16 protein-coding genes are annotated in these 18797 nt (G+C 62.3%); 6 read left to right on the top strand and 10 right to left on the bottom strand.

Annotated features, from left to right (window positions below):
• Positions 1–172 precede the first annotated feature (172 nt).
• Positions 173–1999 (top strand): glycoside hydrolase family 15 protein, encoded by a 1827-nt coding sequence (locus ACX3YF_RS28970; RefSeq protein WP_458974719.1) that lies wholly within the window; start codon positions 173–175, stop codon positions 1997–1999.
• Between the two features lie 193 nt (positions 2000–2192).
• Positions 2193–2588: a hypothetical protein gene (locus ACX3YF_RS28975; RefSeq protein ID WP_130209288.1), complete on the top strand. Its 396-nt coding sequence runs from the start codon at positions 2193–2195 to the stop codon at positions 2586–2588.
• 29 nt (positions 2589–2617) lie between these two features.
• Here the strand turns inward: ACX3YF_RS28975 and ACX3YF_RS28980 are convergent, their stop codons facing one another.
• The gene (locus tag ACX3YF_RS28980; RefSeq protein ID WP_458974720.1) at positions 2618–3601 is read right to left on the bottom strand and encodes a GlxA family transcriptional regulator; all 984 of its coding nucleotides are present in this window, start codon (positions 3599–3601) and stop codon (positions 2618–2620) included.
• Positions 3602–3691: 90 nt separating this feature from the next.
• Between ACX3YF_RS28980 and inhA the strand changes: the two genes are divergently transcribed.
• Positions 3692–4378 carry an isonitrile hydratase gene (gene inhA / locus ACX3YF_RS28985; protein WP_047527351.1) on the top strand — a complete coding sequence of 229 codons (687 nt, stop codon included), beginning with the start codon at positions 3692–3694 and terminating at the stop codon, positions 4376–4378.
• Positions 4379–4712: 334 nt separating this feature from the next.
• Here inhA and ACX3YF_RS28990 read toward each other — a convergent pair whose 3' ends face one another.
• Positions 4713–5195: an SRPBCC family protein gene (locus ACX3YF_RS28990; protein ID WP_198132813.1), complete on the bottom strand. Its 483-nt coding sequence runs from the start codon at positions 5193–5195 to the stop codon at positions 4713–4715.
• Between the two features lie 202 nt (positions 5196–5397).
• Here ACX3YF_RS28990 and ACX3YF_RS28995 point away from each other — a divergent pair, with 202 nt between their 5' ends.
• Both ACX3YF_RS28995 and ACX3YF_RS29000 read left to right on the top strand, forming a co-directional pair.
• On the top strand, positions 5398–5796 hold the full coding sequence (locus tag ACX3YF_RS28995; RefSeq protein ID WP_458945691.1) for a GFA family protein: 399 nt from the start codon (positions 5398–5400) through the stop codon (positions 5794–5796).
• Positions 5797–5860: 64 nt separating this feature from the next.
• Positions 5861–6262, top strand: a complete 402-nt coding sequence (locus tag ACX3YF_RS29000; protein WP_458974721.1) for a lysozyme inhibitor LprI family protein — start codon at positions 5861–5863, stop codon at positions 6260–6262.
• Between the two features lie 143 nt (positions 6263–6405).
• On the opposite strand, the gene peaD is transcribed toward ACX3YF_RS29000, so the two are convergent.
• The 4 genes from peaD to peaA form a co-directional block, all read right to left on the bottom strand.
• Positions 6406–7524 (bottom strand): quinohemoprotein amine dehydrogenase subunit beta, encoded by a 1119-nt coding sequence (peaD, locus tag ACX3YF_RS29005; RefSeq protein WP_458974722.1) that lies wholly within the window; start codon positions 7522–7524, stop codon positions 6406–6408.
• Between the two features lie 24 nt (positions 7525–7548).
• Positions 7549–7872, bottom strand: coding sequence for a quinohemoprotein amine dehydrogenase subunit gamma (qhpC, locus tag ACX3YF_RS29010; RefSeq protein WP_007971075.1), 324 nt, complete (start codon positions 7870–7872; stop codon positions 7549–7551).
• 1 nt (position 7873) lies between these two features.
• Positions 7874–9304 (bottom strand): quinohemoprotein amine dehydrogenase maturation protein, encoded by a 1431-nt coding sequence (gene peaB / locus ACX3YF_RS29015; RefSeq protein WP_198132816.1) that lies wholly within the window; start codon positions 9302–9304, stop codon positions 7874–7876.
• Positions 9305–9400: 96 nt separating this feature from the next.
• Positions 9401–10981, bottom strand: a complete 1581-nt coding sequence (gene peaA, locus ACX3YF_RS29020) for a quinohemoprotein amine dehydrogenase subunit alpha (protein WP_458974723.1) — start codon at positions 10979–10981, stop codon at positions 9401–9403.
• A gap of 525 nt (positions 10982–11506) precedes the next feature.
• On the opposite strand from peaA, the gene ACX3YF_RS29025 reads away from it, so the two are divergent.
• The gene (locus tag ACX3YF_RS29025) at positions 11507–12997 is read left to right on the top strand and encodes an aldehyde dehydrogenase family protein (protein WP_130209302.1); all 1491 of its coding nucleotides are present in this window, start codon (positions 11507–11509) and stop codon (positions 12995–12997) included.
• A gap of 138 nt (positions 12998–13135) precedes the next feature.
• Here the strand turns inward: ACX3YF_RS29025 and qhpG are convergent, their stop codons facing one another.
• Genes qhpG through ACX3YF_RS29045 form a run of 4 tightly spaced genes read right to left on the bottom strand, consistent with a single transcriptional unit; the run spans position 13136 to position 18717 of the window.
• Positions 13136–14431, bottom strand: coding sequence for a flavin-dependent monooxygenase QhpG (gene qhpG / locus ACX3YF_RS29030; protein WP_458974724.1), 1296 nt, complete (start codon positions 14429–14431; stop codon positions 13136–13138).
• Positions 14428–15105 (bottom strand): subtilisin-like serine protease QhpE, encoded by a 678-nt coding sequence (gene qhpE, locus ACX3YF_RS29035; RefSeq protein ID WP_130209306.1) that lies wholly within the window; start codon positions 15103–15105, stop codon positions 14428–14430. The genes qhpG and qhpE overlap by 4 nt, the downstream gene beginning before the upstream one ends.
• On the bottom strand, positions 15095–16813 hold the full coding sequence (locus ACX3YF_RS29040) for an ABC transporter ATP-binding protein (protein WP_458945704.1): 1719 nt from the start codon (positions 16811–16813) through the stop codon (positions 15095–15097). The genes qhpE and ACX3YF_RS29040 overlap by 11 nt, the downstream gene beginning before the upstream one ends.
• Positions 16813–18717 carry a sigma-54-dependent Fis family transcriptional regulator gene (locus ACX3YF_RS29045; protein ID WP_458945706.1) on the bottom strand — a complete coding sequence of 635 codons (1905 nt, stop codon included), beginning with the start codon at positions 18715–18717 and terminating at the stop codon, positions 16813–16815. The genes ACX3YF_RS29040 and ACX3YF_RS29045 overlap by 1 nt, the downstream gene beginning before the upstream one ends.
• Positions 18718–18797 lie beyond the last annotated feature (80 nt).

Here is an 18797-nt window from a genome sequence, read left to right on the forward strand (position 1 = left end):
GGTCCGGCCTCGATAGGGGCCTGCAAGTTGCCACAACGGCGGATTGAGGGGGAAGCGGCAATTTGTTGGTTGAATGTGAAGGCCACAGACACCCTGCCCTCCCATCGAATGAACTCCGGGGCGTTCGTGCCAGTCAGTTGCATAGGAGCTCAACTCCCGGAGTTTCACGGTTATGCCTGATCATCACCCGGAACGACAAAGCCCCATCGACGCCCACGGCATCATCGGTGACATGCGCAGCGCCGCGCTGGTCAACGACAAGGGCAGCGTGGATTTTTTCTGCTGGCCGGAGTTCGACAGTCCGTCGATTTTCTGCTCGCTGCTGGACACCCCCGAGGCCGGCGTTTTCCAGCTGTCCCCGGATTTGCCCGATGCGCGTCGCGAGCAGATTTACCTGCCAGACACCAACGTGCTGCAAACCCGTTGGCTCAGTGACCGCGCTGTTGTTGAAATCACCGATCTGCTGCCCATCGGCGACACCGAAGATGATTTGCCGATGCTGATGCGTCGGGTGCGGGTGGTCAGTGGCCGGGCGACGTTTCGCCTGCGCTGCGCCGTACGCCATGACTACGCCCGTGCCAATACCCTCGCCCGGCTGGACGGCAAGGACGTGATTTTCAGCGCCGTCGATCAACCGTCACTGCGGCTGTCCACGGACCAACCGCTAAGGATCGACGGCAACGCGGCGGTCACCGTATTCACCCTCGAACAGGATCAGACCGCCGAGTTTCTGCTCGGCGCCATTGACGATCCGCGCTTCAGGGAAGGCGCCGCCGATCTGTGTCTGGAGCGCACCCTGAAGTTCTGGCGCGACTGGATCAGGCAGTCCAGCTATCGCGGGCGCTGGCGGGAAATGGTCAATCGCTCGGCGCTGGCAATGAAGCTGCTGACCTCGCGCAAACACGGCGCCATCCTCGCCGCCGCGACCTTCGGCCTGCCGGAAAGTGTTGGCGGCGAACGCAACTGGGACTATCGCTACACCTGGATCCGTGACGCCTCGTTCACCGTTTACGCCTTCATGCGCCTGGGTTTCGTCGACGAGGCCAACGCCTACATGCGCTGGTTGCGCGGGCGGGTCAGTGACTGTCGGGGCCACGCGATGAAACTCAATATCCTGTATGGCATCGACGGCCGTCAGGAACTGCCGGAAATCGAACTCACACACCTGTCCGGCCATGGTGGTGCAACCCCGGTGCGCATCGGCAATCTGGCGTATGCGCAGGTGCAACTGGATATCTTCGGCGAGCTGATGGATGCGGTGTACCTGGTCAACAAGTACGGCGAAGCCATTTCCCACGAAGGCTGGAAGCACACGGTAGAAGTGGTCGACCAGGTCTGCGAAACCTGGCAGCAGGAAGATGTCGGCATCTGGGAAATGCGCGGCGAGCAGCATCATTTCCTGCATTCGCGCCTGATGTGCTGGGTGGCGCTGGACCGGGCGATCCGCCTCGCCTCGAAACGCTCCCTGCCCGCCCCGTTCGCCCGTTGGGACCAGACCCGGCAGGCCATCTATTCCGATATCTGGGAAAATTTCTGGCACAAGGAACGCGGGCATTTCGTCCAGCACATCGACGGCACCGCCCTCGACGGCTCGATGCTGCTGATGCCATTGGTGCGTTTCGTCAGCGCCAAGGACCCACGCTGGCTGGCCACCCTCGATGCCATCGAAAAGAACCTGGTGCGCGACGGCATGGTTTATCGCTATCACAATGACGACAACCCCATCGACGGCCTGCCCGGCATCGAAGGCGCGTTCGCCGCGTGCTCGTTCTGGTACGTCGAATGCCTGGCCCGGGCCGGCCGCGTGGAAAAGGCCCATCTGGAATTCGAACAGCTGCTGCGCTACGCCAACCCGCTGGGGTTATACGCGGAAGAATTCGACAGCCAGGCGCGGCACATGGGCAACACGCCGCAAGCGCTGACGCACCTGGCGTTGATCAGCGCGGCGTGTTTTCTGGATCGGAAATTGAGTGGGGAGAAGAGTGTGTGGCAGCCTTGAAGCCAGCGCCAGTCACCTGTGGCGAACAGGCTTTTGTGGTGAGGGAGCTCCACTGAACCCCAGGTGGATGTCCTACATTTTTTAAACAACACATGCGGAAATACTCTGTTGCCAGCCGTTACAACCCCACCTAACATCCTCGATCAACGGGCACAGCGGAGCTGTCCAGCCACCCCGAATTCAAGGAACCGGAATGACCCAACGCATCCATCGCAGCATCGACTCGCCCTTGCGCTCGGGCCTGACCCGCGACGAACTGTGGGAGGCCCACGACAGGGGCCTGATCAAATGCTGGGAGATCGGCCGCCAGCGTGCCGTCCGCTTCCCTGACCTCGCGCAACGGTGCCTGGCCGGTGAACTTCCGGTGCTGGGCTGGAAAGGGGGGGTCAGCCGCAGCCTGAAAAAACTCGAAAAATACGGTTCCCTCAAATACCTCGCCCAATGGCAGGGCTTGCGTGGCGAGGATCTGGATGTGGATTTGAGTGAGGAGCGGGCACTGACCTGTTCACGCACGCGGATGGTGGTGACGTTTACACCGGATCGGGCGAAGTACTTCAATCAGGTGACGGAAGCCGAGGCGGCTGAATAGAAGCGCCGCGCAGGGCGCCAACGTCAGGGTCAAGGCAGCACTGGATCTGTTCCGGCGTTGACGGAAAACCGCTCACGATAGGCCTGTGGTGTCACGCCCATGGCGCGCAGAAAGCTGCGACGCAGGGTTTCCTCGCTGCCGAACCCGCATTGCACGGCGACCCGTTTGATCGGCACGCCGGTGTCGCTGAGCAGCCGCCGCGCGGTCTCGACGCGGATCTGTTCGATGGCCCGGGCCGGGGTCTGGCCGGTGTCGGCGCGGTAGTGGCGCACGAAGCTGCGCTCGCTCATGCCGGCCTGCTGGGCCAGGGTCGGAATGCCGAGGTCCTTGGTCAGGTTTTCGCTGACCCAGGCGTGAAGCTCGTCGAACCGGTTGCCTTCTTTTTGCAAGGACAGGGTCACGCTGAATTGCGACTGACCGCCGGGCCGCTTGAGGAACACCACCAGTTGCCGGGCCACTTCCAGGGCCATGCCACGGCCGAGGTCTTGCTCGACCATGGCCAGCGCCAGGTCGATGCCGGCGGTGACCCCGGCCGAGGTCCAGACCGGGCCATCGTTGATGAAAATCGGATTGGGTTCGACCTGCAATTGCGGATGCTGCTGCGCCAGCTGCTCGCAACGGGTCCAGTGGGTCACCACACGCCGCCCATCGAGCCAGCCACTGGCCGCAAGCAAAAACGCCCCGGTGCACACCGATGAAACCCGCCGACACCCCGCTGCATGCTCGCGCACCCACGCCACCAGCGACAGGTCTTCAGCCGCCGCATAAACGCCCCAGCCGCCGGCGATGATCAAGGTGTCGCTGCCCTGCTCCGGCAACGGTTCGGCCAGCAAGGCCAACCCCGCCGACGACATCACCGCCCCGCCGCCGCTGGCGATCACCGTCGGCGCATAGGGCGGCGGCAAACCTTGCTGACGGGCGATGTCGTTGGCAGAAGCGAAGACCTGCAACGGCCCGGTGACGTCCAGCAATTGCACGTTGGTGAAGGCGAGCACATGAATGGTCTTGGGCATGATTGGCGTAATTCGTGGGGTAATTGGCGTATGCGCCAAATCCTACGAGCCTACAGTGAAGCCGTCCACCCACTTCATGAGAAATACACCATGACCCTGCAGATCGGTTTTCTGTTGTTTCCACAGGTTCAGCAACTCGACCTGACCGGCCCTTACGACGTGCTGGCCTCGCTGCCGGATGTGAAGGTGCATTTGATCTGGAAGGACCTGATGCCGATCACCGCCAGCACCGGTCTGATGTTGAAACCGACCGTCACCTTTGACGACTGCCCCGCGCTGGATGTGATCTGCATTCCGGGCGGCAGTGGCGTCGGGCCATTGATGGAGGATGAGCAGACCCTGGATTTCATCAGGACCCAGGCTGCCAACGCGCGGTATGTCACCTCGGTCTGCACCGGTTCGCTGGTGCTCGGCGCGGCGGGCCTGCTCAAGGGCAAGCGTGCGACCACCCACTGGGCCTATCACGAACTGTTGGCACCGCTGGGGGCGATTGCGGTGAAAGACCGGGTGGTGCGCGACGGCAATTTGCTGACCGGTGGCGGGATCACCGCCGGCATCGATTTCGCCCTGACCCTGGCGGCGGAACTGTTCGATAAGGACACCGCCGAACTGGTGCAATTGCAGCTCGAATACGCCCCGGCGCCGCCGTTCGCCGCAGGTAGCCCGGAAACGGCGCCCGCCAGCGTATTGGAAGAAGCCCGCAAACGCGCTGCCGGTTCATTGAAGCTGCGCGCGGAAATCACCGAACGTGCTGCGGCGAAACTGGATCGACGCTGATAGAAATGGCTGCGGGAGCCGGGCTCCCGCAGCCAATACTTTTTTTGCGCCCATAAAAAAACCCGCCGAGGCGGGTTCTTCCAAGACCATTACGACTCCCTGTCGTCAGCATTCCATGCAGGCCGATCATCCATGATCCTGAGCGCTCCCTGTGCTTCAGTGGATGGGGCCAGAATACGCATGGGATCCAATCTGCGATAGAGGACATATCTACTAACACTTGTAGGACATTCGCTATAGCCACCCTTCCAAAATCCCTGAGATACGTCGGAAGTTGAGCACGGAGGCCGCGAGTGACGCGACCGGCGGCCGACTTGCAGCTATCCGGGTGCGATCACTCCACCTGGCGTTCATGGGCCTTGGCGATAAGAAACTGTTCGATGTTGCTCATTTGCTCATCCCAACCACGGCTGTCCATGCGGAATGCCTTGAGGCGGCGATGCTGGGGAATGTGATCGAAACCCGACTCGGACACCTTCAGCAGCGTGCCGTTGTCCATGTCTTCGAGCTCGAATTTCACCAGCGTGGTGGGTTCCTGGGAGTAATCGAAACCCGGCTCTACGGCGTACGGATGCCAGCGAAACGAAAACAGTCGCTCCGGCTCGACCCTTTCGACCAACACATTCCACAACACATGTTCATACCCCGGGTACGTCACCTGCCCCTGGGTCCACTCGCCGGCGACAAAACGCCTTCCGTCCAGCGCCACGCCAAACCATTTCCCGAACTCCTCGGCATGGGCTATCACGCGCCAGACCTGTGAACGCGGCGCCTTGAGCAGGATCTTCCTTTCGATGCGATCTGATGCTGGGTTCATAAGTCACCTCCTGTACTGGACAACAGTAGGCCTGTAAGACCACTTGTCCAACCCTAAAGTTGTGTGGCGATCAACGTTGCCCGAAGTATTCGGCTGTATTCGGGGCGATAAGTTCTGCTTTGAAGGTGGCGGTTGGCGTTGATCGAAACTGCTAACGTTGACCGCCACAACGCAGCATTCAGCCATGTCACCGAGAGGCACCATGAACAAACTGCACGGCAGCTGCCTATGCAAAGCCATCCAATACGAAGTCGACAGCCTCGACATGCCCATCAGCCACTGTCACTGCCATACCTGCCGCAAGGCGCACGCCGCGGCCTTTGCGTCGACCGCCGGCGTGATGCGCGAGCATTTTCGCTGGATCAAGGGCCAGGATCGGCTGAGCAGCCATGAGTCCTCGCCGGGCAAGTGGCGGCATTTCTGTTCGGTCTGCGGCTCGCATTTGATGGCGGAACGTTTGGCCCAGCCCCACGTGATCGTTCGTGTCGCCACACTGGATGACGATCCGAAAATGACGCCTCAGGCGCATATCTGGACATCCCACGACGTGCCCTGGCTTGCCTGTGAGGCGGTCAAAAAACACCCTGAATGGCAGACGTAGAGGGCTGGAGATTGCACTGCGCTAAACTGCACCGCTCTTTTCCCTGTCATAGCGAGCTTCTGACATGCATCCACGCTTTCTCCTGGCGCTGGCACCCTTGATGTTGACCCCCATGGCCCATGCCGTGGACTGCGACAACGCCTCCGACCAGGCGACGATGAACCAGTGCGCGTCGCAACAGCACGCCGCGGCTGACAAGGAGCTTAATGCGCTCTACCAGCAAATCACCGCTCGACTGAAGGCCAATCCCGACAGCAAGACACTGTGGGTGGGCGCACAGCGTTCGTGGATTGCGTTTCGGGATGCCGAGTGCAAGTTTTCGGCGTCGGGGGTGGAAGGCGGGAGTGTCTATCCGCTGGTCTATGGCAATTGCATCACGCAGTTGACCAAGGCGCGGGTCGAGACGTTCAAGACGTATCTGAAGTGTCAGGAAGGGGATTTGGGGTGTCCGGTGCCGGGGATTTGATTCTGGCTATTTTTGCCGTGTTTGTGGGGGCCCCATCGCGAGCAAGCTCGCTCCTACAGGGTTCAGCGGCATACACAAATTTGTGATCCACCGAAATCCTTGCAGGAGCTGGCTTGCCAGCGAAGGCAGCTCAGGCGCTGCGATTACCGCACAAACACCTGCGCCGTAGTAATTGCCATGTCCCCGCCCGGCATCTTGATGCTGCCGATCTGCTTCAGGCTGTCGGCATCGAAGATCGCCACATCGTTGAAGGTCCCGGCCAGGTAGATCTTGCTGCCGTCCTTGTTGAAGGAAATGCAGTAGTAGGAGTGATCCAGGGTGGCGGACTGGAGCAGTTTCTTCTGCTTGATGTCGTACTTGGCCAGGCGGTTAAGCACGCCAAACATCAGGTTCGGGTCCTTGGGTGAGCGCATGCCACTGAAGTAGATTTCCGTCAGGGGACCGAAGTCGGTGGTTTCGGTCTTGCCGGTTTTCAGGTCGATGCTGAACAGGCCATACAGGTATTCGGCGGTGGCCGGGTCCTGTTTCTTGTCCTTGAATTTCGCGGCGGTGTAGAGCAGCGAGAAGTCATGGCGATAGGTCTGCTGGTTCCACACGTAGAGCACGTCCGGGGCGCTGTAGTTCGGGCGCTTCCAGTGGCGGCTCGGGATCAGCACGTCGAATTTGCCGGTCTGCACGTTGACCTTGTAGACATCCGCCCCCGCCACGTACAGCGTGCCGTCGTCACCGCTCTGCATGATGGTCAGCTGTCGCGGTGCCGGGAAGCTGCGCACGGGTTTGGCGTCCAGGCCGGCGTCAGTCTTGTACACGTCGAGCCGCGGCTGCTGCACTTCGTAGCGGTCGTTGAGCATCAACGTCGGGTTGGCGACGGTGAACAGTTCCTTGCCGTCGTGGCTGAGGGTAAAGGCGAACATCGACCGCGCTTTCTCCCCCGGCTTCTGGGTGATGCTGGCGTGGAACACCTGCTTGCAGCTGTCCAGTTCGACGCCGTAGACATCCGCATAGTGGTTGTTCAGCACAAAGGCGGTCTTGCGGTCCGGCGACAGTTGCACGGTGCCGGGACCGAAGGCGTCCGGCATCTTGCAAGTCTTGTACAAGGTGTCCGTGGCCAGGTCGATCACGTGCAGGTTGTTCGGGTAATTGGTGGTCAACATGTATTCGTGACCGTCTTGCAGTGCGGTGTTTTCATCGGCCATCACGCTGAGCGAACAGGTGCTCAGGAGGGCGAAAGCGGCCAGGCCGCAGGCTTTGATGCTGTGCATGCTGGAATCCTTCTTCTTATCTGATCACTTGTCTTTGGGGAAGACAGTGCCGAGGTTGCGCCAGTTTTCGTTGGACGCCTGGGCATCCTTGTTCCAGTCCGGATAGGTGCTCATCATGTCGGGCACCTGGGCCGGCCACCAGCACGGATCGGAGCAGCCATACAGGTCGGCTTCCATCGGCTGGCACAGCGACGACACACCGCCAAACGCATCGATCTCCCAACCCGGGTCGGTGGTCGAGGCGCAGCCCGCCACGGAGCTCATCGCCACCACTTCTTCGATGCGGTTTTCGTCCGCGGCCTGATCCAGCTTCAACGCTTTGTTATTGATTGCCTTGAGATGTTTCATATCAGTGAGCCTTGCGCGGAGTGATGTAGCTGCTGATGAACGCAGGGTTGTGAGCCATGATCCGGGTGTAGACCTCGATGCCGAAGTCGACCCAGTCACGCATCAGTTCGCAGTAGTGATAGGTCGGATGGGTCGGGTCGCCGTAGCGGGCGTAGCTTTCGTGGTAGCAACCGCCGGAGCACAGGTTGCGGATCTGGCAGTCTTCGCAGCCGGTGTTGGTACGGTCGAGGCGCTGGGACAGGAAGTCGTTCAGCTCGACCTGTTTCACGCCGCTGTGCACGTTGCCGAAGGTCGGCAGGCTCGAACCGGTAAAGCGGTGGCACAGGTTCAACTCGCCCTTGTGATCGACCGCCAGCATCTTCAGGCCCGCACCGCACGGCAGGGCTTTTTTGTGGCCTTCGTGGATGTCGGTGATCAGCTGATGCAGGTTGGAGAAGCCAATGTTGCGGTGCTCCAGCGCCGCCTCCAGGTAACGTCGACCGAGTTTCTTCATGTTGGCGAAGACTTCGATCAGTTCGTCGCTGGTCAGGTTGAATGTGCTGATGTCGCCTGAGGTGACCGGGGCAAAACCGACTTCGGCAAAACCCAGTTCGTTGAACAGGTGGTCCCAGATGGTTTCGACATCGGTGACGCCGGTGGTCAGGGTCACCCGCGCGCCGACCGGACGGCTGTTGTAACGCGAGAGCAGCATTTCGGCCTTGCGCCGCACCACGTCGTAGGTGCCCTGCCCGCCCACGGTGATGCGGTTGCGGTCGTGCACGGTTTTCGGACCGTCGATACTCACCGAGAGCCCGAAACGGTGGGCGTTGAGGTAGTCCACGGTTTCTTCGGTGAGCAGCGTGGCGTTGGTGGTCATCACGAACTCGACGAACTTGCCGGCCTCGCGAAAACGCTTTTCACAGTAATCGACCATGTACTCGATCAGCTTGCGATTGCTCAGCGGCTCTCCGCCGAAGAACACCACGGTGAAACGCTCTTCATCCGGGGATTCGCGCAGCAGCATCTCCACCGAAGCAATGGCGGTCTCGACGTCCATTTTCTTGCCGGCCGAGGGCTTGTCGAGGTCTTCCTTGTAGCAGTAGGTGCAGCTCAGGTTGCAGCCGGTGTTGACGTTGAGCACCACGGTGTTGATTGCCGTGCGCTCGACCCGTTTGGTGGCGATGTCCGGGGTCAGCGGCGAGCCGTCGCTGACCAGTTCCAGGGCCATCAGCTCGCGCAGGGTTTCGGTGACTTCTTCACCATTGAAACGCGCGGACAGCCGCTGGATCAGGTCGTCCGACGAGCAACCGGGACCGCGCAAGGTATCGATGATGGTGCCCGTCAGTTCATCGCTGGCAAACAGCGAACTGCTGGGGATATGGAACAGCATGCGGTCGGCATCAACGCGCACTTCGTGCAGGTTGCGTTCGACCAGATTCAAGATAGCGCCCATGGCAAACCTCCTGTGCAAGCCCCGTTCTGCGGGGGCTTGCGGTCATTCCGAAAAGTGTCTGAAACCTTTGCTGTCAGTGCAGCTCACGTTTCAACCTCACGGAATGGGTGGATTGTTCCAGCGTTGCACGGTCACGATCATGTGGCCTTCGCCAGTCAGGGATTTCCCTGCGTCGTCGACGGCGGCGATCACCTTGAGGTTGCCGGCATTGTTGGTGGACATCTTGCGCGCCGGGTTCGGTCCGGCATCGCCCGGTGTGAACACGCCCGCGTCAGCCTGCATGGTGCCGGCGAACTTGACGTCCTCGTCTTCCCTGGCGCGGTCGTCGAAGGCCTCGACCTTCCACTGCGCCGGGAACACGCCAATGCGATACGGCTTGCCATCGGCGCCCTTGCCCCAGGCTTCGGCGTCGAAACGGCCCTGGACTTTCGGCGTCGAACCGCCGCCCTCGCCGATCCGCGCCACCGAGAACTCAGGCACGACTTTGACTTCGGCGATCTGGCTGTACACCGACAGGCTCGGGCCTTTCAGCGTACCGACGGTGACCGCGCGCAGACCCGGCTGGGCATTGGCGGCGGCCTTGAGTTTGACCTTGATCCGCTGCGGGCTCTGCTCGACGACTTCGAGCACTTCCACGCCTTTGCCGAAATTCGGCTTGCCACTCAGACCGCTGCCGATCAGGGTGACTTCGCTTTCGCTGCCGGCCTTCAGATAACCCGGCTGCACCGCCAGCAAACGGGCGGAACCCTGTTTGGCGGCGACGAAGTCCAGGCCACGCTCATCGTGCTCGGCCTCGAACATCCGGCCCTGCATCGCATTGCCCTGGGCGGCGAACACCTGGCGCATGGTCACGCCGTCGATGGTCACGTTGCCGCGCCATTCGTAGCCGGTGTAGAGAATCGCGCTGCCGTCGCCGTTGAACGGGGTGCCATCGGCGTATTGGCCTTTGACACTGACCTTGAAGGTGTCGCTGCCGTCGGCGCTGACGCTCATCACACCCGCCAGTTCACCCTTGCCCGGCAAGTGACCGCTGAAGCTCCAGTCGCCTGCCAGTGCGTCGGACTTCGGCGCCACACTCTGCCATTTCTTCCAGGCCGGGTTGTCCAGCGGATAGCGCTTGGCCAACAGCGGCACCATGTCTTTGCGAGCGATATCGAACCAGTCGCGGTCGCGGGCCAGGGCCTGGTATTCCAGGGACGGCCACTGGCCGAGGTGGAAGTTCACCAGTCGCTCCCATTCCTGGGCCGGACGTCGTTGCAGGGCGACCCGCGCACCGGAGTGGCAGCGACCGCACATCTGGCTGGTCTGCTCGTCGAATTTCTCGGCGGTGTTGAGCCGGCGTTCCAGTGCATAGCGCACGCCGTCGGTCTCGCTAGGTGCCAGGCCCTGGGTGTCGGCCAGGTACTTGACCAGCGTCCGGCGGTCTTCATCGCTGATCTGCAAACCGTGCATGGTCTGCATCCGGGCGATGCTCATCAACCAGCCTTCCGGCGTCTTGCGCTGTTGGCTGATGCGGCTCAGGGCGTTATCGGCTTCGGGGGTATGACAGCCCTGACAGGTTTCCTTGAGGATGGTCTGGGCGTCGCGGGCTGCCAGGCTGTGAGGCGAATGCAGCGCTATACAAGCGGCTACGGCCAGCAGGCTGGCGCTCATGCCTGATCGGATTCTTCTCTTCATCAACGTCGAACCTCGCACGGTGCTTTATTATTTTTGTGGCTTATCGTTTTTATGGTTTCTGCCGTCGGCGGCGCACCGCAGACGGAGGCAAGAGAAACGTCTGTGATGAGCAATACACGGAGCGTGCCAGCTTGTTAAAACCTCTTTGAATCAATGATTTGCCGATACCGGCGGGTGTTTTCCCCGGGATACCGGCCCGGCAACACGTTTAATTTCGCGACAACTGTTTCAGTCTGAGACAAGCATAGCTTTCTGTAGGAGCGAGCCTGCTCGCGATGGTCGTTAACGATTACGCGTGCTTACCGGCTAAACACAGTGCTTTTTAGTCCATCGCGAGCAGGCTCGCTCTTACCGGGAGTTGTGATCGGAACGTCTCACTTCGTCGCAATTTGCGACGTTTAGCGATCTCCTGGTAACCGCAAAAATACCGGTCACGCCCAGCAGAGCAGGCCTTCGCGCCGATAAAGCACAATTGGCACAACCGTTGCGAAAGACCTCGGCACACGAACAAGACGAGGTTTCAACATGTCGCTTCCTAATCTGCTTCCCGCCACTTCGGCCTTTATCCAGCGCGCGCCGCGCATGCTTATCGGCGGTGATTGGGTCGAGGCCGCCGACGGCCAGACCATGCCGCTGCACAACCCGGCCACCGGCGAAGTGCTTTGTGTGGTGCCACGGGCCACGCCGGAAGATGTCGACCGCGCCGTGCTCGCCGCGCGTCAGGCGTTCGATGACTCGGCCTGGAGCCGTACCCGCCCCCGGGAGCGGCAGAACCTGTTGTGGAAGCTCGCCGACCTGATGCAGCGCGACGCCGAGCTGCTGGCGCAGCTGGAGTGCCTGAACAATGGCAAAAGCGCTGCCGTCGCACAGGTGATGGACGTGCAGCTGGCCATCGACTTCCTGCGCTACATGGCCGGTTGGGCGACCAAGATCGAAGGCTCCAGCGTCGAGGTGTCGTTGCCGCTGATGCCCAACGATCAGTTTCACAGCTTCATTCGTCGCGAAGCGGTGGGCGTGGTCGGTGCCATCGTTGCCTGGAACTTCCCGTTGCTGCTGGCCTGCTGGAAACTCGGCCCGGCCCTGGCCACCGGTTGCACCGTAGTGCTCAAACCCGCCGATGAAACACCACTGACCGCACTGAAACTGGCGGAGCTGGTACTGGAAGCCGGTTATCCCGAAGGCGTGTTCAACGTGGTCACCGGCACGGGCATCACCGCCGGCTCCGCACTGACCCACAACCCGCTGGTGGATAAGCTGACCTTTACCGGCTCCACCGCCGTGGGCCAGCAGATCGGCAAGATCGCCATGGACTCGATGACCCGGGTCACCCTGGAACTGGGCGGCAAATCGCCGACCATCGTCATGGCCGACGCCGACCTGCCAAGCGCAGCCGCCGGCGCCGCCAGCGCGATTTTCTTCAACCAGGGCCAGGTGTGCTGCGCCGGCTCGCGCCTGTATGTGCAACGCAAGCATTTCGACAATGTGGTGGCGGACATCGCCGGCATCGCCAATGCCATGAAACTCGGCAACGGCCTGGACCCGAGCGTCGAGATGGGGCCGCTGATCTCTGCGCGCCAGCAGGCGCGGGTGTATGGCTATATCGAAAAAGGCCGGGAAAGCGGTGCGACCATTGCCTGCGGCGGCGAGCAATTCGGGCCGGGTTTTTTCGTCAAGCCGACGGTGATCGTCGACGTCGATCAGAAGCACTCACTGGTGCAGGAAGAAATCTTCGGCCCGGTGCTGGTGGCGATTCCGTTCGATGACGAAGCCGATGCGCTGCGCATGGCCAACGACAGCCCTTACGGCTTGGGCGCGAGTATCTGGTCAAATGACCTGGCGGCGGTGCACCGGATGATTCCGCGGATCAAGTCCGGTTCGGTGTGGGTCAACTGCCATAGCGCGCTGGACCCGGCGTTGCCGTTCGGCGGTTACAAAATGTCGGGAGTCGGGCGCGAGATGGGCTATGCGGCGATTGAGCATTACACGGAGTTGAAGTCGGTGTTGATCAAGTTGTAATAGCGGCGTCCTCCCGGACGCCATCGCGGGCAAGCCCGCTCCCACAGGTTTTGTGGTGTTGCTGAATTCTTCGGCCTCACACAAATCACTGTGGGAGCGGGCTTGCTCGCGATGAGGCCGGCCCAAACAGCACAAATCTCAGGGCTTGAATCCCTGAGTCAACAACCAGCCGCGAACCATCCTCCCCTGCTCCACCGTCAGCCCGGCCAGCGCCCGCTCGGCCGGCTCGGTCCGCAACCGCCGTACCAACGGCGCCAGCTCAACCCCCTGTACATGCCAGATCCCCAGCGGCTGATCCGCGGTGATCACCACTTCGGCCTCATCGACAAACCCGTTGCGCAACACCGGTGCCCGCTCGATCCGTAACGCGCTGAAATCCGCCTCGGCATGGGCGATCTCGGCATCCGGCCACTGTCGCCGCGCCTCCCAGAACGGCTGGCTCGACCAGCGCTGCTCATCGGCATAGAAATCCCGACCGATCCGTGCGAACCGCAGAAACAGCTGTTCCACTCGCTGCTGGTGAAAACGCTGGGCCAGCGCCGCCCGTTCGGGTTTGCGCAACAGGGTGTTGATCACCGTCGGCGCCTGCAATGCCGACGACAGCGATTGAAAGATGCCATTGCCCGACAGCGGGTCGACCGCCATCGCCGCATCGCCGACCCGTATCCATCGATCGCCACACACCTGCGGGCTGAGGATGGCTGTGCTGCTGCGGGCGTGCAGGTTCAGGTCAACCTCCGCTTCACCGGCAAAAAATGCCCGGGCCACGGCCGAATCCTGACGCCGCTGGCGACAGTACGCCAGCAACTGCGCCTTGCCCGGCAACCCGGCGCTGGCCACGTCCACCGTCCATTGCCAGTAGCACTGGCCGTCGGCCCGTCGCGCCATCCACGCCCAGCCGTCCTCAAGGCTTTCCACGGCGCTGGCGGTGTCGCCCGGCGTGCCTTGCCAGCGATTAAGCAGGCTGACCGTCTCCGGCCCGCGCAGGCCCTTGCCGAGCGCCGGTGCCTGACGCCCACGGGCTTCGACCAGAAAGTCTGCGCTCAGGCTTTCGCGTCCTTCGATGTCGATGCGATGCCGATCGGAAAATGACTGCACGCCCAGCACCCGGCCTTCGATCAACAGCACGCCAGCCGCGCGCAAGTCTTGGCGCAGGCCGCGATCGAAAGTCGGGCGATCCAGCAGGAATTCGATGTTTTGTGCGTGTTGCTGGCCGTTCCAGTTGACCTGCCGTTGCGAAGGCAACGCCGCCTCCTCCACAGCATGATGCAGCCCTGCACCGCGCAGGGCCTCCAGCACCCGCACGGATACGCCTTCCAGTGCGGCAAACCGGCGCCACTCGCTGACCAGGGTGACGGCATAGCCGAGGCGCCGCAGCCCCAGTGCCACCGCCGCACCCGCCGGGCCGGCGCCCAGCACCACAATCGCGGTCATGGCCCGAGACGCCGTTCAGGGCCGCGATAGCGGGCGTTGTGCTGCAGGTAGTCGATCACCTGTTCGTTGCTCGCCTCGGGGTGTGCCACCAGGAACGCTGCGATATGTCCGCTCAACGCCGCGCAACCGAGACTGGCGCCCGACTGCCCCGGATAAGTGCCGTGCACGCAGGCGGCAAAATCCGCCTGGGTGGTGTTGAGCCACGACCATTCGAGTTCGGCGCAGCGCGCATCGCCGGTCACCCGCAGCACCTGTGGATAATTCGCCGGGAACACGCCCTCGCCCTGGGCCGGGCTGGACGCGCACAGCAATACGCCCTTCGCCACCGCCGCCGCGCAAGCGGCACGCAACAGACTGCGATCCTGACGCAGGCCGAGACTCAAATTGATCAGCCGCACATCCTGAGCCACCAGCCAGTCGATCGCCGTGGCTATCTGCAAGGCACTGGTGACGCCGCGCTGATCGAACACCTGGGCCACGCAGAACAGTGCCGATGGCGCACGGCGGCCGATGGCTTCGATGACCGCGCTGCCGTGGCCCAGGGGGTCGCCGTGCAAATCGCTCTCGGTGAGTCCGTCCTCCACCAACGCAAAGCGCCGCCCGGCAATGACTTGCACCCGCTGCGCCGCCGAGTGACCGCTGTCCACCACACCAATACGCAACTCAGGCTTCATGCAGCACCGCTTTGGAAATCAATACGCCGTCGAGCAATTCAAAGCGCAGATCGGCATCGGCGAGGGTGGAAGGACGATGGCTGATCAGTATCCGTGTGCGCCCGGCGAACAGGCGGTCGATGGCCTCGATCACTTCGCGCTCGGTGGCTTCGTCCACCGCCGAGGTGGCTTCGTCGAGCACCAGGATCAGAGGGTCCTGCAAGAGTGCGCGGGCAATCGCGATGCGTTGTTTTTGCCCGCCGGACAACTGCTGCCCACGCTCACCCAGCGGGCTGTCGAGACCTTCGGGCAACGAGGCGATCAGACTGTCGAGTTGGGCCAGCCGTGCCACTTCGGCAATCGCTTCGCGGCTGGCATCCGGCACCGCATAGGCCAGGTTGTCGGCCAGGCTGCCGCGAAACAGCACGATGTCCTGACTGACCACGGCGATGCGCCGACGCAGCTGGAACAGGTCGAGTTCGCGCAGGTCGACCTCCCCCAGCAACACCCGACCGGATTGCGGGTCGTGGTGGCGCTGCAGCAGGTCGATCAAGGTCGATTTGCCAACGCCGGAGCCGCCGCTCAAGGCGACTTTCAAACCGTAGGGTATGGAGGCCTGGATGCCGCGCAGGGTGGTCGATCGACCCGGATGGCTGAAGTGCACGTCATCGAAACGCAGATCGCCAGAAGCCGGCAGCGGCTGTGGCGTCGCGGGAGTGAGTACGGTCGGTTGTTCGCCGCGCAGCTCCATCACGCGCCCGAGGCTGACGGTCATTCGTTGAATGGCGACATAGAGCCCGAGCAGGCTCTGCACCGGCCCGACGGCCATGCCCAGGTAGGTCGAAAACGCGATCAGAGCGCCCAGTTGCCAAGTGCCCTGCACCACCCAGTATCCGCCGATCAGAAAGGCGCAGGCGCGGGACAGGGAGGTCAGCGTGCCTGGCACGGCCTGGGTGAAAAACTCGGTGACTTGCAGGCGCAGCAACTGGCTCATGTAGCCCTGGCCCAGGTTTTCCAGGCGTCGCGCTTCGCGCTGCTGCTGACCGGCGGACTGGATGAATTTCATCACCGGCAGCGTCTCGACCATGAACGAGGACATGTCCGCCGAGCGCTCGCGCAACTGCCGCACATCACGCTCGACCTTGCGCCGCATCCAGCGCAGCCAGAGCACGTCGAGGGGAATCAGCACCAGTGCCAGCAGCGACAGCTTCCAGGACAGGGTCAGCAGCATCGCCAGCGCCACCACCAGGCCAATCACGCTGGACACCGCCGAAAACAGCGAGTCCACGGCAAAACGCTGGATCTCCGCCACGTCGCCATCGAGGCGCGACATCAGGTCACCGATGCGCCGCTGACCGTAGAAGCTGGGTGACAGGGTCTGCAAATGCCGATAGAGGTCATCGCGCAGGGCAAACAGCATGCGCCCGGACAGGCGCGTGTGCAGATAACGGTTGATCCCGGACAACGCCGTGCCGAGCAACCCGGCGACGATCATCAGCCCGGCGATCAGCACCAGCATCGGGAAATTGCGCGCGAGCAAACCATCGTCGATCAACAGCTTGGTCAGCCACGGTTGCACCAGCACCAATGCCGAAGCAGAGACCGACAAGCCGAGCAGCCCGGCGATCGCCAGTCGATGGGGCCGCACGAAACTGTAGAGCCAGCGCAGCGCTGACTGCAGAGCTTCGGGGTTCTGGCTGTCGATCAGCCGAACGATCAGGCGCTGCATCACGAGCGCAACTGTTTGAGCTTGCGATACAGGGTCGCGCGGCTGATGCCCAAGGCGTCGGCGGCGGCCGAGACGTTGCCCTGATGGCTGTCCAGGGACTGGCGAATCATCTCCAGTTCATTTTCGCGAATGCTCCCGGACTGCGGTCGTTCGCTGGCGCTCAGGTCGTCAAGCATGCTGTCGGGCAGGTGATCGAGGGTGAGCACGGTTTCCCCTGGCTCGCGCATGGCCAGTGCCGTGCGCAGGACCATCTCCAGTTGGCGGATGTTGCCCGGCCAGTGATAAGCGCCGAGCAAACGGCTCAAGTCGTCATGCAGCAGCACCGTTGGTGCATCGAGTCTGGCCAGCAAACGACTGACCAGCGCGCTGAAGTCTTCGCGCTCGCGTAGGGCCGGGAGCATCACGCTGATGCCGTTGACTCGGTAGAACAGGTCTTCGCGAAAATGTTGTTCTTCCACCAGACGCTTGAGGTCGCGGTGGGTGGCGCAGATCAATGCGATGTCGATGTCCTGTTCTTCGCCAGCACCCAACGGCGCGACTTTGCGGTCCTGCAATACGCGCAACAGACGCGCCTGAAGTGCCAGCGGCATGTCACCGATTTCGTCGAGGAACAGCGTGCCGCCGTGGGCCTGTTGCAAACGACCGATCATGCCACCCCGCCGCGATCCGGTGAACGCACCTTCGCGGTAGCCGAACAGTTCGGACTCGATCAGACCTTCAGGAATGGCCGCGCAGTTCACCGCCACGAAGGGCTTTTCGGCGCGGCTGCCAGCCATGTGCAGGGCGCGGGCGATGACTTCTTTACCGGTGCCGGTTTCGCCCAACAGCAATACTGGCAGTTCGTTGGCCAGGCCTTGGCGGGCCATGCGCAGGGCCCGGGCATAACGCACATTGCTGCCGGCCAGGGATTCGAGGTCCGGCTGGGTCTTGGCGGGTTTTGCGACGCTGCGCGGCGGGGTACTGACGTTGATCGAACGCTGCGGCGCACGCAGGGTTTTGTAGAAGAACTCGCCTTTGGCGGTCTGCAGGCTGCCAACACCGCCCTGATGCAGCCGCGCCAACAGTTGCAGGCCATCGACGCCGAGAAACTCTTCGCACCGTCGACCCACCAGCGCCGAGCGCTCGGCATGCAGCAACTGGCAAGCCTGGGCACTGACGGCGAGGATCTGCCCGCCGAGGCTTACGGCCAACAAGCCCTGCCAGGGGGATTCGAGGTACTGCCGACGGCTGTGGAAGGCCAGGACGATTTCGTCCGGATAGCTGGCGTTGAACACCCGGCTTTCGATCTGGCTGACGGCCATGGCCAGCAACGCGGTGCTGTCGTGGGCGCGGCCCAGCGGACCTTCGCGGGTCAGGTCGAGGACGCCGAGAATGTCGCCCTGGGGGCAATGGATCGGCACCGAGGTGCAGGAAAAATCACTGAGCCGATCCAGGTAATGTTCGCCGCAATCGATCAGGGTCGGCCGGGCTTCGACCAGCGCCGTACCGAGGGCATTGGTGCCGCGTACGGCTTCGCTCCAGCAGGCACCGAGGGTGATGTCTTGCAGGCCGCTGCCCTTGAGACGGTCAGCGCGTCCTTCGACCGCGAGAATGGTCGCCTCGGAGTTGGCGAGAATGATCAGCCCTTCCTTGCCCTGGCGTTCGGCCAGGTAATCGATCGCCGGCAGTGCCGCGTCGATCAGCAGCCGGTTGCTTGCCAGCAACACATCCAGGCTCGCCGTCGATTCCAGCGCCAGTTCATGCTTGGCGTTGAAATGCACGCCATGACTGAGGCTGCGCCGCCACGAGGCATCGATTTCGGCGCGCAGGACGCCATCCGGTACTTCACCTTCCAGATGCAGCTTTTCCCGGGCCAGCCGGGCTTCGCGGTGCAATTTGGGGGAATTTGTTTTTATAAGAGTCATCAAGCGCTCCGGGTCGGTCCGCCCTGCGCCTTGGTACAACGGCGCCCTGCCGCAATCTTTACGTTAACGTAAGGGCTATG

The sequence above is a fragment of the Pseudomonas fluorescens group sp. PF-69 genome, from assembly GCF_054481235.1.

Bases quoted from the DNA above. Each gene is read 5' to 3' on its own strand.
- ACX3YF_RS28970 (WP_458974719.1), top strand. From the start codon at position 173: ATGCCTGATCATCACCCGGAACGACAAAGCCCCATCGACGCCCACGGC.
- ACX3YF_RS28975 (WP_130209288.1), top strand. From the start codon at position 2,193: ATGACCCAACGCATCCATCGCAGCATCGACTCGCCCTTGCGCTCGGGC.
- ACX3YF_RS28980 (WP_458974720.1), bottom strand. From the start codon at position 3,601: ATGCCCAAGACCATTCATGTGCTCGCCTTCACCAACGTGCAATTGCTG.
- inhA (WP_047527351.1), top strand. From the start codon at position 3,692: ATGACCCTGCAGATCGGTTTTCTGTTGTTTCCACAGGTTCAGCAACTC.
- ACX3YF_RS28990 (WP_198132813.1), bottom strand. From the start codon at position 5,195: ATGAACCCAGCATCAGATCGCATCGAAAGGAAGATCCTGCTCAAGGCG.
- ACX3YF_RS28995 (WP_458945691.1), top strand. From the start codon at position 5,398: ATGAACAAACTGCACGGCAGCTGCCTATGCAAAGCCATCCAATACGAA.
- ACX3YF_RS29000 (WP_458974721.1), top strand. From the start codon at position 5,861: ATGCATCCACGCTTTCTCCTGGCGCTGGCACCCTTGATGTTGACCCCC.
- peaD (WP_458974722.1), bottom strand. From the start codon at position 7,524: ATGCACAGCATCAAAGCCTGCGGCCTGGCCGCTTTCGCCCTCCTGAGC.
- qhpC (WP_007971075.1), bottom strand. From the start codon at position 7,872: ATGAAACATCTCAAGGCAATCAATAACAAAGCGTTGAAGCTGGATCAG.
- peaB (WP_198132816.1), bottom strand. From the start codon at position 9,304: ATGGGCGCTATCTTGAATCTGGTCGAACGCAACCTGCACGAAGTGCGC.
- peaA (WP_458974723.1), bottom strand. From the start codon at position 10,981: ATGAAGAGAAGAATCCGATCAGGCATGAGCGCCAGCCTGCTGGCCGTA.
- ACX3YF_RS29025 (WP_130209302.1), top strand. From the start codon at position 11,507: ATGTCGCTTCCTAATCTGCTTCCCGCCACTTCGGCCTTTATCCAGCGC.
- qhpG (WP_458974724.1), bottom strand. From the start codon at position 14,431: ATGACCGCGATTGTGGTGCTGGGCGCCGGCCCGGCGGGTGCGGCGGTG.
- qhpE (WP_130209306.1), bottom strand. From the start codon at position 15,105: ATGAAGCCTGAGTTGCGTATTGGTGTGGTGGACAGCGGTCACTCGGCG.
- ACX3YF_RS29040 (WP_458945704.1), bottom strand. From the start codon at position 16,813: ATGCAGCGCCTGATCGTTCGGCTGATCGACAGCCAGAACCCCGAAGCT.
- ACX3YF_RS29045 (WP_458945706.1), bottom strand. From the start codon at position 18,717: ATGACTCTTATAAAAACAAATTCCCCCAAATTGCACCGCGAAGCCCGG.